This window comes from Kitasatospora sp. NPDC001309, assembly GCF_042896295.1.
In the GTDB taxonomy this organism is placed as follows: Bacteria; Actinomycetota; Actinomycetes; order Streptomycetales; family Streptomycetaceae; genus Kitasatospora.
In genome coordinates this window covers 88,241-102,219 of record NZ_JBIAXC010000027.1, presented here as the reverse complement: position 1 = coordinate 102,219, position 13,979 = coordinate 88,241, and the positions used below count along the sequence as shown (strand labels likewise).

The 13,979-nt window shown below is 71.5% G+C and carries 11 protein-coding genes; 2 read left to right on the top strand and 9 right to left on the bottom strand.

Annotated features, from left to right (window positions below; all coding sequences use genetic code 11):
• Positions 1 to 69: 69 nt before the first annotated feature.
• The 4 genes from ACFY2K_RS25640 to ACFY2K_RS25625 form a co-directional block, all read right to left on the bottom strand.
• Positions 70 to 588: a GNAT family N-acetyltransferase gene (locus tag ACFY2K_RS25640; protein ID WP_375889993.1), complete on the bottom strand. Its 519-nt coding sequence runs from the start codon at positions 586 to 588 to the stop codon at positions 70 to 72.
• Positions 589 to 686: 98 nt separating this feature from the next.
• Positions 687 to 2,477, bottom strand: a complete 1,791-nt coding sequence (gene aspS, locus ACFY2K_RS25635) for an aspartate--tRNA ligase (RefSeq protein ID WP_375889994.1) — start codon at positions 2,475 to 2,477, stop codon at positions 687 to 689.
• Positions 2,474 to 3,736 (bottom strand): histidine--tRNA ligase, encoded by a 1,263-nt coding sequence (gene hisS / locus ACFY2K_RS25630; RefSeq protein WP_375889996.1) that lies wholly within the window; start codon positions 3,734 to 3,736, stop codon positions 2,474 to 2,476. The genes aspS and hisS overlap by 4 nt, the downstream gene beginning before the upstream one ends.
• Before the next feature lie 11 nt (positions 3,737 to 3,747).
• On the bottom strand, positions 3,748 to 4,455 hold the full coding sequence (locus ACFY2K_RS25625) for an MBL fold metallo-hydrolase (RefSeq protein ID WP_360230103.1): 708 nt from the start codon (positions 4,453 to 4,455) through the stop codon (positions 3,748 to 3,750).
• A gap of 238 nt (positions 4,456 to 4,693) precedes the next feature.
• Between ACFY2K_RS25625 and ACFY2K_RS25620 the strand changes: the two genes are divergently transcribed.
• Both ACFY2K_RS25620 and ACFY2K_RS25615 read left to right on the top strand, forming a co-directional pair.
• A complete protein-coding gene (locus ACFY2K_RS25620; RefSeq protein WP_380593124.1) occupies positions 4,694 to 5,533 on the top strand; it encodes a peptidylprolyl isomerase in 840 nt (279 codons plus the stop codon).
• Between the two features lie 265 nt (positions 5,534 to 5,798).
• A complete protein-coding gene (locus ACFY2K_RS25615) occupies positions 5,799 to 7,028 on the top strand; it encodes a DUF349 domain-containing protein (protein WP_375890000.1) in 1,230 nt (409 codons plus the stop codon).
• 93 nt (positions 7,029 to 7,121) lie between these two features.
• Here ACFY2K_RS25615 and ACFY2K_RS25610 read toward each other — a convergent pair whose 3' ends face one another.
• The 5 genes from ACFY2K_RS25610 to yajC all read right to left on the bottom strand — a co-directional run bounded on the left by ACFY2K_RS25610 (position 7,122) and on the right by yajC (position 13,823).
• Positions 7,122 to 9,638: a RelA/SpoT family protein gene (locus ACFY2K_RS25610; RefSeq protein WP_375890002.1), complete on the bottom strand. Its 2,517-nt coding sequence runs from the start codon at positions 9,636 to 9,638 to the stop codon at positions 7,122 to 7,124.
• A gap of 96 nt (positions 9,639 to 9,734) precedes the next feature.
• Entirely contained in the window at positions 9,735 to 10,286 is a 552-nt protein-coding gene (locus ACFY2K_RS25605; protein ID WP_375890004.1) for an adenine phosphoribosyltransferase, read from the bottom strand.
• A 29-nt stretch (positions 10,287 to 10,315) separates the two neighbouring features.
• A complete protein-coding gene (secF, locus tag ACFY2K_RS25600) occupies positions 10,316 to 11,416 on the bottom strand; it encodes a protein translocase subunit SecF (RefSeq protein ID WP_380593125.1) in 1,101 nt (366 codons plus the stop codon).
• 4 nt (positions 11,417 to 11,420) lie between these two features.
• Positions 11,421 to 13,256 carry a protein translocase subunit SecD gene (gene secD, locus ACFY2K_RS25595; protein WP_375890008.1) on the bottom strand — a complete coding sequence of 612 codons (1,836 nt, stop codon included), beginning with the start codon at positions 13,254 to 13,256 and terminating at the stop codon, positions 11,421 to 11,423.
• A gap of 147 nt (positions 13,257 to 13,403) precedes the next feature.
• Positions 13,404 to 13,823, bottom strand: coding sequence for a preprotein translocase subunit YajC (gene yajC / locus ACFY2K_RS25590; RefSeq protein ID WP_375890010.1), 420 nt, complete (start codon positions 13,821 to 13,823; stop codon positions 13,404 to 13,406).
• Positions 13,824 to 13,979: the final 156 nt, after the last annotated feature.

Genomic DNA, 13,979 nt, shown 5'->3' with positions numbered 1-13,979 from the left:
AACGGTGACCCCGCAGGTCGGACCGGAGGAAGGGGCGAACCGGATCGCGGGACGCCCCCGAGACGTCCGCTAGACCGCGACGAAGGGCTCCGGGTAGCGGCACAGCCCGCGCGGGTCGCCGTCGTACGCCGCCAGCGGCAGCACCTGGAAGTACGCCTCCGGCACCTCGAACGGGCCGGAGACCTCGTGCCGCCCGGCCGGGATGAAGCCGAACCGTCCGTAGTACCCGGGATCGCCGAGCACCACCACCAGCTTCTCCCCCGCCTCCTCGGCGGCCGCCAGCGCCGCCCGGACGACGAGTTCGCCGACGCCCCGGCGCTGCCACTCGGGCGCCACCGCCACCGGCGCGAGCGCCAGCGCGTCACCGGCCCCGCCGCCGTCACCGACCCGCAGCCGGGTCAGCAGGGCGTGGCCGATCACCAGCCCGCCGTCGTCGACCGCGACCAGCGACAGCCCGGGCAGCCAGGCCGGGTCGCGGCGCAGCGCATCCACCAGGTCCGCCTCGTCCGGCCCGGGGAACGCGGCCATGAGCACGCGCCTGGTCGCCGGGGCGTCCTGCGGACATTCGACTCTCGTGGTGACCTGCATCGAGTCAACCCTCCCTGTGTCACACCACGTTGTGGACCGGCCCCGGACGGTGGGTGGACCGTCCGGGGCCGTTGCAGGTTAGCGCGTATGACGAGGCGTCAGCTCTTGGGCTGCGCCTCGGGCTTGGCGTCCTCGCGGACCTTGGGCTGGGCGTCCACGCCGGCCTCGCGGCGCTGGGCCGGGGTGATCGGGGTCGGCGCGCCGGTCAGCGGGTCACCACCGGTGGACGTCTTCGGGAAGGCGATGACGTCGCGGATGGTGTCGTAGCCGCCGAGCAGCGTGACGATCCGGTCGAGGCCGAAGGCGACCCCGCCGTGCGGCGGCGGGCCGTAGTTGAAGGCGTCCAGCAGGAAGCCGAACTGCGAGGCCGCCTCCTCCTCGGACAGGCCGATCGCGTCGAACGCCCGCTTCTGGACGTCCCGCTGGTGGATACGGATCGAACCGCCGCCCAGCTCCGAGCCGTTGAGGACCAGGTCGTAGGCGTTGGACAGGGCCGCGCCCGGGTCGGTGTCGAAGGTGTCCAGCGACTCCGCGGTCGGGGCGGTGAACGGGTGGTGCACCGCGTGCCAGCCCTGGAACTGGCCCTTGTCGTCCTCGATCGGCTCGAACATCGGGAAGTCGACGACCCAGAGGAAGGCCCACTGGGACTCGTCGATCAGCTCGCAGCGGCGGCCGATCTCCAGGCGGGCAGCGCCGAGCAGCTCCTGCGAGGGGCGCTCCTTGCCGGCCGCGAAGAAGACCGCGTCGCCGTTCTTGGCACCGGCCGCGGCGGCGAGGCCGGCCAGGTGCTCCGCGGAGAGGTTCTTGGCGACCGGGCCGCGCAGCTCGCCGGTCTCGCCATCGATCAGCACGTAGGCGAGGCCCTTGGCGCCGCGCGCCTTGGCCCAGTCCTGCCAGGCGTCCAGCTGCTTGCGCGGCTGCGAGGCGCCGCCCGGCATGACCACGGCACCGACGTACGGGGCCTGGAAGACGCGGAACTCGGTGCCCTTGAAGTACTCGGTGAGGTCGGTGAGTTCCTGGCCGAAGCGGACGTCCGGCTTGTCGGAGCCGTAGCGGCCCATGGCGTCCGCGTAGGTCATCCGCGGCAGCGGGTTCGGGATCTCGTAGCCGTGGACCTCGCGCCAGATCGAGCCGACGATCTTCTCGCCGAGGGCCAGGATGTCCTCCTGGTCGACGAAGGAGGCCTCGATGTCCAGCTGGGTGAACTCCGGCTGGCGGTCGGCGCGGAAGTCCTCGTCGCGGAAGCAGCGGGCGATCTGGTAGTACCGCTCCATGCCGGCCACCATCAGCAGTTGCTTGAACAGCTGGGGCGACTGCGGCAGGGCGTACCAGTGGCCGGGCTGCAGGCGGACCGGGACGAGGAAGTCGCGGGCGCCCTCGGGGGTGGAGCGGGTGAGGTACGGCGTCTCGATGTCGAGGAAGTCGTTCTCCTCCATCACCCGGCGGATGATGTTGTTGACCTTCGAGCGCAGCCGCAGGCCCTTGGCCGGGCCCTCGCGGCGCAGGTCCAGGTAGCGGTAGCGCAGCCGGACCTCCTCGTTGACCGTGCCCGGCTCGTACTCGGCGACCGGGAACGGCAGCGGGGCGGCCTCGGAGAGCACCTCGATGTCGCTGACGACGACCTCGACCGCGCCGGTCGGGATGTCCGGGTTCTCGTTGCCCTCGGGGCGGACCCGGACGTCGCCGACGACCTTGACGCAGTACTCGGCGCGCAGGCCGTGCACCGAGTCGAGGTCGCGGACCACGATCTGCACGGTGCCGGAGGCGTCGCGCAGGTCGATGAAGGCGACGCCGCCGTGGTCGCGGCGGCGGGCGACCCAGCCGGCCAGGGTGACGGTGGTGCCTGCGTGCTCCGGGCGGAGCGTGCCCGCGTCGTGCGTGCGGATCACAGCTGCTTCTCCTTCAAGGTGGTGACGAGTGCGTCGAGGGCGACGGGGGACTGCTCGCCGGTGCTCATGTCCTTGAGCTGGACGACGCCCTCGGCGAGGTCCCGGTCACCGGCGATCAGGGCGAAGCGGGCGCCGGACCGGTCGGCGGACTTCATGGCGTTCTTGATGCTCTTGACGCCGAAGGCGAGGTCGGTGGCGACGCCGGCCCGGCGCAGCTCGACCACCTTGGCGAACAGCAGGTTCTTGGCCTCCTCGCCGAGCGCGACGGCGTAGACGGAGGTGGCGGGCGGCAGGTCGAGGGCGACGCCCTCGGCCTCCAGGGCCAGGTAGGTGCGGTCCACGCCGAGCGCCCAGCCGACGGACGGCAGCGCCGGGCCGCCGATCATCTCGGACAGGCCGTCGTAGCGGCCGCCGCCGCCGATCGCGGACTGGGCGCCGAGGCCGTTGTGCACGAACTCGAAGGTGGTGCGGGTGTAGTAGTCCAGGCCGCGGACCAGCTTCGGGTCGTCGACGAAGGCGACGCCGGCGGCGGTGAGCAGCTCGCGCACCTTCTCGTCGTACGCCTTGCACTCCTCGCACAGGAAGTCGCGCAGCATCGGCGCGCCGACCAGCTGCTCCTGCACCGACTCGCGCTTGTCGTCCAGCACGCGCAGCGGGTTGATCTCCGCACGGCGGCGGGTCTCCTCGTCCAGGTCCAGGCCGGAGAGGAACTCGATCAGGGCGGCGCGGTAGACCGGGCGGCACTGCTTGTCGCCGAGGCTGTTGAGCAGCAGCGAGTAGTCGCTCAGGCCCAGCGCGCGGAAGGCGTCGTCGGCCAGGATGATCAGCTCGGCGTCCAGCGCCGGGTCCTCGGCGCCGATCGCCTCCGCGCCGACCTGGGAGAACTGGCGGTAGCGGCCCTTCTGGGCGCGCTCGTAGCGGTAGTACGAGCCGGAGTACCAGAGCTTGACCGGCAGGTTGCCCTGCTTGTGCAGGTTGGCCTGGAGCGCGGCGCGCAGCACCGAGGCGGTGCCCTCGGGGCGCAGCGCGAGCTCGTCGCCGCCCTTGGTGGTGAGGGTGTACATCTCCTTGGAGACGATGTCGGTGGACTCGCCGACACCGCGGGAGAACAGCTTCACGTCCTCGAAGACCGGGGTCTCGACGTAGCCGTAACCGGCCCGGCGGGCGGGCGCGGCGATGCGCTCGCGGATCGCCAGGAAGGTCCCGGAGCTGGGGGGCAGCAGGTCGTAGGTGCCCTTGGGGGCGGTGAAGGTGCTCAACTTCTCTTCCGTCACATTCCTCGTCGCGGGAAAGCCGGGGCGCCGGCCGCCCCCGCTGCCTGTCGGAGGTAGGGGTTGGTGGCGCGCTCGCGGCCGATGGTGGTCTGACCGCCGTGGCCGGAGAGGACCACGGTGGAGTCGTCGAGGGGCAGGCACACCCGGGCCAGCGAGCGCATGATCGCTTCGCCGTCCCCGCCCGGGAGGTCGGTACGCCCGATGGAGCCGGCGAACAGCAGGTCGCCCGAGAACAGCACCGGGGGGAGGTCCTCGGCACCGGGCGTCCGGAAGGTCACCGACCCCCCGGTATGGCCCGGGGCGTGGTCCACGGTGAGCCGCAGGCCGGCCAGCTCCAGCACGCTGCCGTCGGTGAGCTCGCGCACGTCGTCGGGCTCCCCGACGGTGAGCTCGCCCATCAACTGGGTGCCCAGGGAACGGCCGAGCGCCTTCTCCGGGTCGGACATCATGTACCGGTCCTCGGGGTGGATCCAGGCCGGGACGCCGCGGGCGCCGCAGACCGGGACCACGGAGGCGACGTGGTCGATGTGGCCGTGGGTGAGCAGGACGGCGACGGGCTTGAGCCGGTGCTCACGGATGAGCTCCTCGACGCCCTGCGCGGCCTGGTGCCCGGGGTCGACGATGACGCACTCCTCGCCCGCCGCCGGCGCGACCAGGTAGCAGTTGGTGCCCCAGGCTCCAGCGGGGAATCCGGCGATGAACACGCGCGTCCTTCGGGTGGGTGCGGCGGTGGGCTGCGGTGGCTACCAGTAGTGATGACGTAAGGGAAGCCTACCGGCGGTCCGGGTCCGGTTGCGAACCAGATAGGCGGTGGCGGGCCGGGGCCACGACAGGTTCACCGCGTCCTTACGGGCCCGGTCCCTACACTTGGCCGCCGATGGGTGCGATGATCCGCTCCGGAACCCATCCACTTTTCCCGCACATGCTCAGGAGACACGGCCGGTGGTCAGCAGCGAACAGCGGCGGCGGCAGCTCGCCCGCGAGAAGTACGAGCGCCAGATGCAGCGCCGGGCCGAGGCGGCCTCCGCCCGGCGGCGCCGCAACACGATCCTGGGCGCCTCGCTCGCGGTGGTGGTGCTGGCCGGCGGCGGGCTCTTCGCCGGCGGCGCGTTCAGCTCCGACAAGGACAAGGGCACCTCGGCCGCCGCCACCCCGCAGGCCGCGCCGAGCCAGAGCGACCCGGCCCAGGCCGACCCGGCCGCCACCCCGACCCGCAAGCCGGTCGAGGGCTGCGCCGCCCCGGCGGCGGGCTCGCCCAACGGCAAGCAGTTCAAGGCCGAGCCGGCCATGTCGATCGACAAGGGTGCCTCGTACACCATGTCGCTGGACAGCAACTGCGGCAAGGTCACCGTCACGCTGGACGCGGCCAAGGCCCCGCACACCGTGAACTCGTTCAACTTCCTGGCGGGCGAGCAGTACTTCGACCACACCAAGTGCCACCGGCTCACCACCGACGGCATCTTCGTGCTCCAGTGCGGCGACCCGACCGCCAAGGGTTCGGGCGGCCCCGGCTACCAGTTCGCGGACGAGAACCTGACCGGCGCGACCTACCCGGCGGGCACCGTGGCGATGGCCAACGCGGGCCCGGGCACCAACGGCAGCCAGTTCTTCCTGGTCTACAAGGACACCCAGCTGCCGCCGAACTACACCCCGTTCGGCAAGATCACCGGCGGCCTGGACGTGGTCCAGAAGATCGCCGCCGCGGGCACCCTGGAGGGCGCCGGCGACGGCCACCCGATGGCCGACGTCACCCTCAACTCGGTTACGGTGTCCAAGGGTTGACCGAACCCGGGACCACCGGCGGCGGGCGCGCGCAGCGCCCCCCGCCCGGTCCCGGACCGAAATCGCCCGGCCCGGATGCGGACAGCACCGGTCCTGGTCGCCTATGTTGGCGTTGTATAGGGTGCCCGGACCCGCCTAGCCGTCACCCTCGGCAGCAAGGCACGGCGGACGGGGACGGCGGACTCATCGGTCCGCCGCACATCAACTGTGGACGACGGTCGTGCGCCGCCCCGGAGCGGGCGCGACGTCATGTGGAGGACGCGCTATGAGCAGCGACCCGTGGGGCCGTGTGGACGAGCAGGGCACGGTGTACGTCAGGACGGCGGACGGCGAACGCGTCGTGGGTTCCTGGCAGGCCGGCTCGCCCGAGGAGGCCCTCGCCTACTTCGAGCGCAAGTACCAGGGCATCGAGGTGGAGATCGGCCTGCTGGAGAAGCGGGTGCGCACCACCGACCTGGCCGCCAAGGACGCCCAGACCGCGCTGGAGCACCTCCGCGCCCAGGTCACCGAGGGACACGCGGTCGGCGACCTGGACGCGCTGGCCAAGCGCCTGGACACGCTCACCGGTGAGATCGAGAGCCGGCGGGAGGAGCGCAAGGCCGCCCGCGCCAAGGCCCAGGACGAGACCCGCACCGCCAAGGAGGCGCTGGTCTCCGAGGCCGAGCAGCTCGCCGAGTCCACCCAGTGGCGGGAGGCCGGGGACCGGCTGCGCGCCCTGGTGGACACCTGGAAGGGCCTGCCGCGGCTGGACCGCAAGAGCGACGACGAGCTGTGGCACCGCTTCTCGCACGCCCGCTCGGTCTTCTCCAAGCACCGCAAGGCGCACTTCGCCACCCTGGACGCCGAGCGCGAGCACGCCCGGCAGACCAAGGAAGCGCTGGTCTCCGAGGCCGAGGCGCTCTCCTCGTCCAGCGACTGGGGCAGCACCGCGGCCGCCTACCGCGACCTGATGGCGCGCTGGAAGTCCGCCGGCCGGGCGCAGCGGGACGTCGAGGACGAGCTGTGGGCGCGGTTCCGCGGCGCCCAGGACGTGTTCTTCCAGGCCCGTTCCGCGGTGTTCAGCGAGCGCGACGCCGAGCAGGTGGAGAACCAGAAGCTCAAGGAGGCGCTGGCCACCGAGGCCGAGGCGATCCTGCCGATCACCGACCTCAAGGCCGCCAAGGCCGCGCTGCGCGAGGTCAACGAGCGCTGGGAGGCCATCGGCCACGTCCCGCGCGACATCCGTCCGAAGCTGGACGGCCGGCTGAACGCGGTCGAGCGGGCCATCCGCGAGGCCGAGGACAGCGAGTGGAAGCGCTCCAACCCGGAGGCCAAGGCCCGCGCGGCCGGCATGGTGGGCCTGTTCGAGGCGAAGGCCGACAAGCTCCGGGCCGACCTGGACAAGGCCCGCTCGGCGGGCAACGCCGGCAAGGTCGCCAAGCTGGAGGCCGAGCTCTCCGGTGTGGAGACCCTGCTGGAGCAGGCCCACCGGAGCCAGGAGGAGTTCAGCGGCTGATTCCGGCCCGCTGAGCCCGCTCAGTGCACTTGAGTGCACTGCACGAGGAAGGCCCCCGGGGAGCTCCCCGGGGGCCTTCCTCGTGCGCTGCGGCTACTTGCGGGCCGAGGTGACCCGGTAGACGTCGTACACGCCCTCGACGCCGCGGACCGCCTTGAGCACGTGGCCCAGGTGCTTCGGGTCGCCCATCTCGAAGGTGAAGCGGCTCATCGCCACCCGGTCCCGGGAGGTCTGGACCGCCGCCGACAGGATGTTGACGTGCTGGTCGGAGAGCACCCGGGTGACGTCCGAGAGCAGCCGGGAGCGGTCCAGCGCCTCGACCTGGATGGCCACCAGGAAGACCGAGGACTGGGTCGCCGCCCACTCGACGTCGATCATCCGCTCGGGCTGCTGGCTCAGCGACTCCACGTTGACGCAGTCGGCGCGGTGCACCGAGACGCCGTTGCCGCGGGTGACGAAGCCGACGATCGGGTCACCCGGCACCGGGGTGCAGCAGCGGGACAGCTTGACCCAGACGTCCTCGACGCCCTTGACGATCACGCCGGGGTCGCCCTTGGCCCGGCGGCGCACGGCCCGCCGGTTGTCGTGGGTCGGCGTGGCCGTCTCGGCGAGGTCCTCGGTGGCCCCCTCCTCGCCGCCGAGCGCCTGGACCAGCTTCTGGACGATGTTCTGCGCGGCGACGTGCCCCTCGCCGATGGCGGCGTAGAGCGAGGAGATGTCGGGGTAGCGCATCTCGTGGGCCAGGGTGACCAGCGAGTCGCCGGTCAGGATCCGCTGGATCGGCAGGCCCTGCTTGCGCATCGCCCGGACGATCGCCTCCTTGCCGTGCTCGATCGCCTCCTCGCGGCGCTCCTTGGAGAACCAGGCGCGGATCTTGTTGCGGGCGCGCGGGGACTTGACGAAGCCCAGCCAGTCCCGGGAGGGTCCGGCGTTCTCCGCCTTGGAGGTGAACACCTCGACGGCGTCGCCGTTCTCCAGGGTCGACTCCAGCGGCACCAGACGGCCGTTGACCCGGGCCCCTATGGTCCGGTAGCCGACCTCGGTGTGCACCGCGAAGGCGAAGTCGACCGGGGTCGAGCCGGCCGGCAGGGCTATCACGTCACCCTTGGGGGTGAAGACGAAGACCTCGTTGCTGGCCAGGTCGAAGCGCAGCGACTCCAGGAACTCGCCCGGGTCGGCGGTCTCCTTCTGCCAGTCCAGCAGCTGTCGCAGCCAGGCCATCTCGTTGACGGCGCCGGCCTTGTCGTCCTTGCGGACCTGGGTCGGGGTGTCGGTGCGGATCTTGGAGGCCCCGGCGACGGCGCGCTGCTTGTACTTCCAGTGCGCGGCGATGCCGTACTCGGCCCGCCGGTGCATGTCGAAGGTGCGGATCTGGAGTTCGACGGGCTTGCCGCCCGGACCGATCACCGTGGTGTGCAGCGACTGGTACATGTTGAACTTGGGCATCGCGATGTAGTCCTTGAACCGCCCCGGCACCGGGTTCCACCGCGCGTGGATGGTGCCCAGCGCCGCGTAGCAGTCGCGGACGGTGTCGACCAGGACCCGGATGCCCACCAGGTCGTAGATCTCGGCGAAGTCCCGGCCCCGGACGATCATCTTCTGGTAGACCGAGTAGTAGTGCTTCGGCCGGCCGGTGACGGAGGCGGTGATCCGGGCGCCGCGCAGGTCCGCCTGGACCTGGTCGATGACGGTCGCCAGGTACTCGTCCCGCTTGGGGGCGCGCTCGGCGACCAGCCGGACGATCTCGTCGTACATCTTGGGGTAGAGGATCGCGAAGGCGAGGTCCTCCAGCTCCCACTTGATGGTGTTCATGCCCAGCCGGTGCGCCAGCGGGGCGTAGATCTCCAGCGTCTCGCGGGCCTTCTTCTCCTGCTTCTCCCGCTTGAGGTAGCGCATGGTGCGCATGTTGTGCAGGCGGTCGGCGAGCTTGATCACCAGGACCCGGGGGTCCTTGGCCATCGCCACGACCATCTTGCGGACGGTCTCGGCCTGCGCGGCCTCGCCGAACTTGACCCGGTCCAGCTTGGTGACGCCGTCGACCAGCAGGGCCACCGAGTCGCCGAAGTCCTTGCGCAGGGTCTCCAGGCCGTAGTCGGTGTCCTCGACGGTGTCGTGCAGCAGCCCCGCCATCAGGGTCGCGGCGTCCATGCCGAGCTCGGCCAGGATGGTCGCGACCGCCAGCGGGTGGGTGATGTACGGGTCGCCGCTCTTGCGCTTCTGCCCGCGGTGCCACTTCTCGGCGACGGCGTAGGCGCGCTCGATGTCGCGCAGCAGCGCCGGGTCGGCCTTGGGGTCGTTCGCCCGGATCGAGCGGAACAGCGGCTCCAGGACGGGGTTGAGCACGCTGGAGCGCTGGCCGCCGAGGCGGGCCAGCCGGGCGCGCATCCCGCCGCCGCTGCCGGAGCCGCGGCCGAGCGGGGCGAGCTGGCGCGAGGAGGCCGGCGCCGGGCGTGCCGGGGTGGCCCCCGAGGGCGTGGGGTGGTTCTCGGGGGCGGCCGCTGCGGCCGTGGGCACAACCTCGTCGGGCAAGGACACTCCTCGGGGCACCGGGGCCGACCCCCGCCGAGGCCCGTGCGGTCCGGGCACTACCGGGAGGGGATGAATCTTCATGGTACCGAGCCGGGCGGCCCGGTGTTCATCGGGCCGGGCCCGGAAACGGAAGGACGGCGGTCGGATGATCCGACCGCCGTCCTTCCGTCCTGCCCCTCAGACCGTGACCAGCGTCTCCAGCGGGGCGTCGCCCAGGTGCCCGGCCAGCCGCTCGCGGCCGTCCAGGAAGCCCAGCTCCATCAGCACCACGACGCCCGCCAGCTCGGCGCCGGCCTCCTTCACCAGGTCCAGCGAGGCACCGATGGTGCCACCGGTGGCCAGCACGTCGTCCACCACCAGCACCCGCTCACCGGGCGTGAAGGCGTCGCACTGCACCTCCAGCGTCGCCGAGCCGTACTCCAGCTCGTACGAGCGCCGGAACACCTCGCCGGGCAGCTTCCCGGCCTTGCGGACCGGCACGAAGCCGAGCCCGGCCGCGAAGGCCGCCGGAGCCGCCAGCACGAAGCCGCGCGCCTCCAGGCCCACCACCTTGGTCGCCCCGAGCTCCAGCGCCCGGTCCGCCAGCGCCCGGGTGAGGGCGCCGAAGGCCTCGGCGTCGGCGAGCAGCGGCGCGATGTCCTTGAACAGCACACCCGGCTTCGGGTAGTCCGGGACGTCCCGGATCCGGCTGTTCAGCAGCTCGGCCAGTGCGGTGTCGGCGGTGGTCACGGTGTTCTGTCCTCAGGGTCGGGTGCGGTTCAGCGCTTGGTGGACGGACGGCCCTTGGCACGGGTGGTGCCGGCCGACCGGCCGCGCTGACCGACCATACCCGCAGGCTCGTCGTCCTCCGGGCCCTCGTCGGTCGCCGTCGCGTCGGTGCCCTCGCCCTTGGCCGCCGCGGCGGCCCGGTGCTGCAGGACGCGCTTGCGCAGCGCCTTCATCTCCGGCTGCTCCTCCTTGAGCTGCGCCAGCAGCGGGGTGGCGACGCAGATCGAGGAGTAGGCACCGGCCGCGAGGCCGATGAACAGCGCGAGCGAGATGTCGTTCAGGGTGCCGGCGCCCAGCAGGCCGCCACCGATGAACAGCAGCGCGGCGACCGGCAGCAGCGCCACCACGGTGGTGTTGAGCGAGCGCACCAGGGTCTGGTTGAGGCCCGCGTTGGCCGCCTCGCTGTAGGTGAGCTTGTTCTGCTTGGTGATCCCCTTGGCGTTCTCCTTCACGGTGTCGAAGACGACGACCGTGTCGTAGAGCGAGTACCCGAGGATGGTCAGGAAGCCGATCACCGTACCGGGGGTGACCTCGAAGCCCACCAGGGCGTAGACGCCGATGGTGATCAGGAGGTCGTGGATGAGGGCGACCAGGGCGGCCACCGCCATCCGCCACTCGAAGGCGATCGCCAGGTAGACCGTCACCAGGACCATGAAGACGACCAGGCCGGTGAGCGCCTTGTTGGAGATCTGCTTGCCCCAGCTGGGGCCGATCACCTGGGCCTCGACGGTGTCCAGCGGCACGCCGAGCTTCTGCGAGAGCTGCGAACGGATCTCGTCCGAGCTCTTCGTCTCGTCGCTGCTGACCTGGATGCGGATCTTGTTGCTGTCCGTCGACTGCACCAGCGGGTGCGAGGAGACGATCCCGTCGGCGGTGTCCTGGGCCTGGGAGACCGACAGGCCCGGCTTGGTCACGGTGTAGACCGAGCCGCCCTTGAACTCGATGCCCAGGTGCAGGCCCATCGCCAGGCCGATCGCCGCGATCAGCACGATCACGCCGGAGATCGAGTACCAGAGCTTGCGGCGCCCGACGAAGTCGAAGCTGACCTCGCCCTGGTAGAGCCGGTGGCCCAGATTGGAGAAGCGCGACACGGTGTCAGGCCTCCTTCACGGCGGCAGAGGAGGAGTTACGGCGACGGGTGCTGCGCAGCGGCGGGCGGGCGCCCAGCCGCTTCGGGTCCAGGCCGGACCACGGGTGGCCGTCGGAGAAGAACTTCCGCCGGGCCAGCAGCGTGATCATCGGCTTGGTGAAGAGGAAGATCACCACGACGTCCAGCGCGGTGGTCAGACCCAGGGTGAACGCGAAGCCCTGGACCTTGCCGACCGAGACCACGTAGAGCACCGCGGCACAGAGGAAGGAGACGAAGTCCGAGACCAGGATGGTGCGTCGGGCCCGCGGCCAGGCCCGCTGGACGGCCGGGCGCAGCGGGGCGCCGTCGCGGACCTCGTCGCGGATGCGCTCGAAGTACACGATGAAGGAGTCTGCGGTGATACCGATCGCGACGATCGCGCCGCAGACCGCGGGCAGGTTCAGCGCGAAGCCGATCCCGCCGCCGAGCAGGCTCATGATCGAGTAGGTCAGGGCCGCCGAGACGAGCAGACCGGCGATCGAGACCAGGCCGAGGCCGCGGTAGTAGATCAGCGAGTAGGCGACCACCAGCAGCATGCCGATCGCGCCGGCGATCAGACCCGCCTTGAGCTGGTCGCTGCCGAGCGCCGGGGAGACGGTGGTGACGTCGCCCTTGCTGAACTCCAGCGGCAGGGCGCCGTAGCTCAGCACGTTGGAGAGGTCCTGCGCCTCGGGCTGGCTGAACTGGCCGGTGATCACGGCGCTGCCGCCGGGGATCGGGCCGTTGACCTGCGGGTGCGAGACGACCTCGTTGTCCAGCACGATCGCGAACTGGTTGTTCGGCGGGGTCTGGGAGGCGAGCTGGCCGGTGACCTTGGTGAAGGCGTCGGTGCCGGTGCCGTTGAACTGCAGCTGGACCTGCCAGCCGGCACCCGTCTGGGTGTCGAGGCTGGGCTGGGCCTTGGAGACGTCCGAGCCCTTGACCGCGACGGGGCCGAGCGCCAGCTTCTCGTAGTAGCCGCCCTTGACGGGCTTCTGCGAGCAGGCGACGACGGCCTTGTCCACGGCGCCGGTCTGGGTCGAGCGCTGCTCCGGCTTGGTGCAGTCGAGGTTGGCGAACGCGGTGGCCAGCTCCGGCGGCACGGTGCCCTGGGTCATCGCCGCGCTCACGTCGGCGGCGCTCGGCTGGGTGGCCTGGGCGCTCGGGGCGGCCGACCCGGTGGCGGGGGCGGACGGGGTGCCGCTGACGCCGGTGGCGGCGGGGCTCGGGGTGGAGCCCTCGGCGGCCAGGGCCTCACCGACGGAGCGGCCCTGCTTGGTGGCGCTCGCGCTGGCGGACGGGGTGGGAGCGTGGCTCGCGGAGCCGCTCGCGCCGGCCGTGGGCGTCGCGCTGCCCGACGGGGCGGCGCTCGGGGTGCCCGAGGCGCCCGCGGACGGGGTGCCGGTGGGCGGCGCGGGCGGCGTGAAGCCGCTCGGCGCGACCGCCAGGACCGGACGGAAGAACAGCTGGGCGGTGGTACCGACCTGGTCCGCCGCGTTCTGCTTGTCGCCGCCCTTGGGGATGTTCACGATGATCGTGTCCGAGCCCTGGGTCTGGACCTCCGCCTCGGAGACACCCATCCCGTTGACGCGGCGCTCCATGATCCCGACGGCGATGTCCATGTTCGCCTTGGTGATCGCCTTGGGATCCTTCGACTTCGCGGTCAGCGTGATGCTGGTGCCGCCTGCGAGGTCGATACCGAGCCGGGGCTTGGTGTTGCCCGTCCCGAACATGAGGGCGACCAGTCCGACGGTGACGACCAGGATGAGGGCCAGCGCCCGCCCTGGGTAGCCGTCGCGCGGGCGCGACTTGGGTGTTGCCACCTTGCTCGTTTCTCCCTGTCCATGCCACGTCGCCGACCGGACCCCCGTCCGGCTCGTGGCGGGACGGGGGCATGGCGGGTCTGCGGCCCTGAGGTCCTGTGGGCTCGCGGCACTGCGCCGCGCGACCGGGCGGGTTGCCCGGCCGTACTACTTGCTCGCGGGAGCCCCGCCCTCGACATCCCCCTTGACATCGCCCTTCTCGGCGCTGTCCTTGGTGAGCGTCAGCGGCTTGTCCTCGACCGGCGCGGCGTCGGTGTCCTCGGCCTCCGGCTCGGACAGCTCGTCGTCGGCGGGGCGACCGTTGATGATCGCGTCGTACTCCTGGGGGTCCAGGACGGCCGCGATGGCGCTCTTGGTGAAGTGGGTGACCACGCCGGGCGCGATCTCCAGCTCGACGGTCTCGTCGTTGACCGCCTTCACCTGGGCGTACAGGCCGCCGATGGTGCGCACTCCCGCCCCGGGCTCCAGCGAGGTCTGCATGCTCTGCTGCTGCTGCTGGCGCTTCTTCTGCGACCGGAACATGAGCACGATCGCGATGATCGGGAGGAGAAGGATGATGAGGTTCACTGCAGCCAGGGTCCTTTACGGGCCGCCGGCCGGCGGCCTGTGTGGTATGGGTCGGCCCGTCAGGTGAGAGGGGCGGTCCGGCGGAGTCTAGGCGACCCCGAACTGATCGGACAACGCCAAGCATCGCATCCTGCCGCCGAAAGTGGCGACCCTCCG

What these genes read in the sequence shown, in the direction of transcription:
- ACFY2K_RS25640 (WP_375889993.1), bottom strand. Translation starts at nt 588, where the DNA reads ATGCAGGTCACCACGAGAGTCGAATGTCCGCAGGACGCCCCGGCGACC.
- ACFY2K_RS25615 (WP_375890000.1), top strand. Translation starts at nt 5,799, where the DNA reads ATGAGCAGCGACCCGTGGGGCCGTGTGGACGAGCAGGGCACGGTGTAC.
- ACFY2K_RS25610 (WP_375890002.1), bottom strand. Translation starts at nt 9,638, where the DNA reads ATGAAGATTCATCCCCTCCCGGTAGTGCCCGGACCGCACGGGCCTCGG.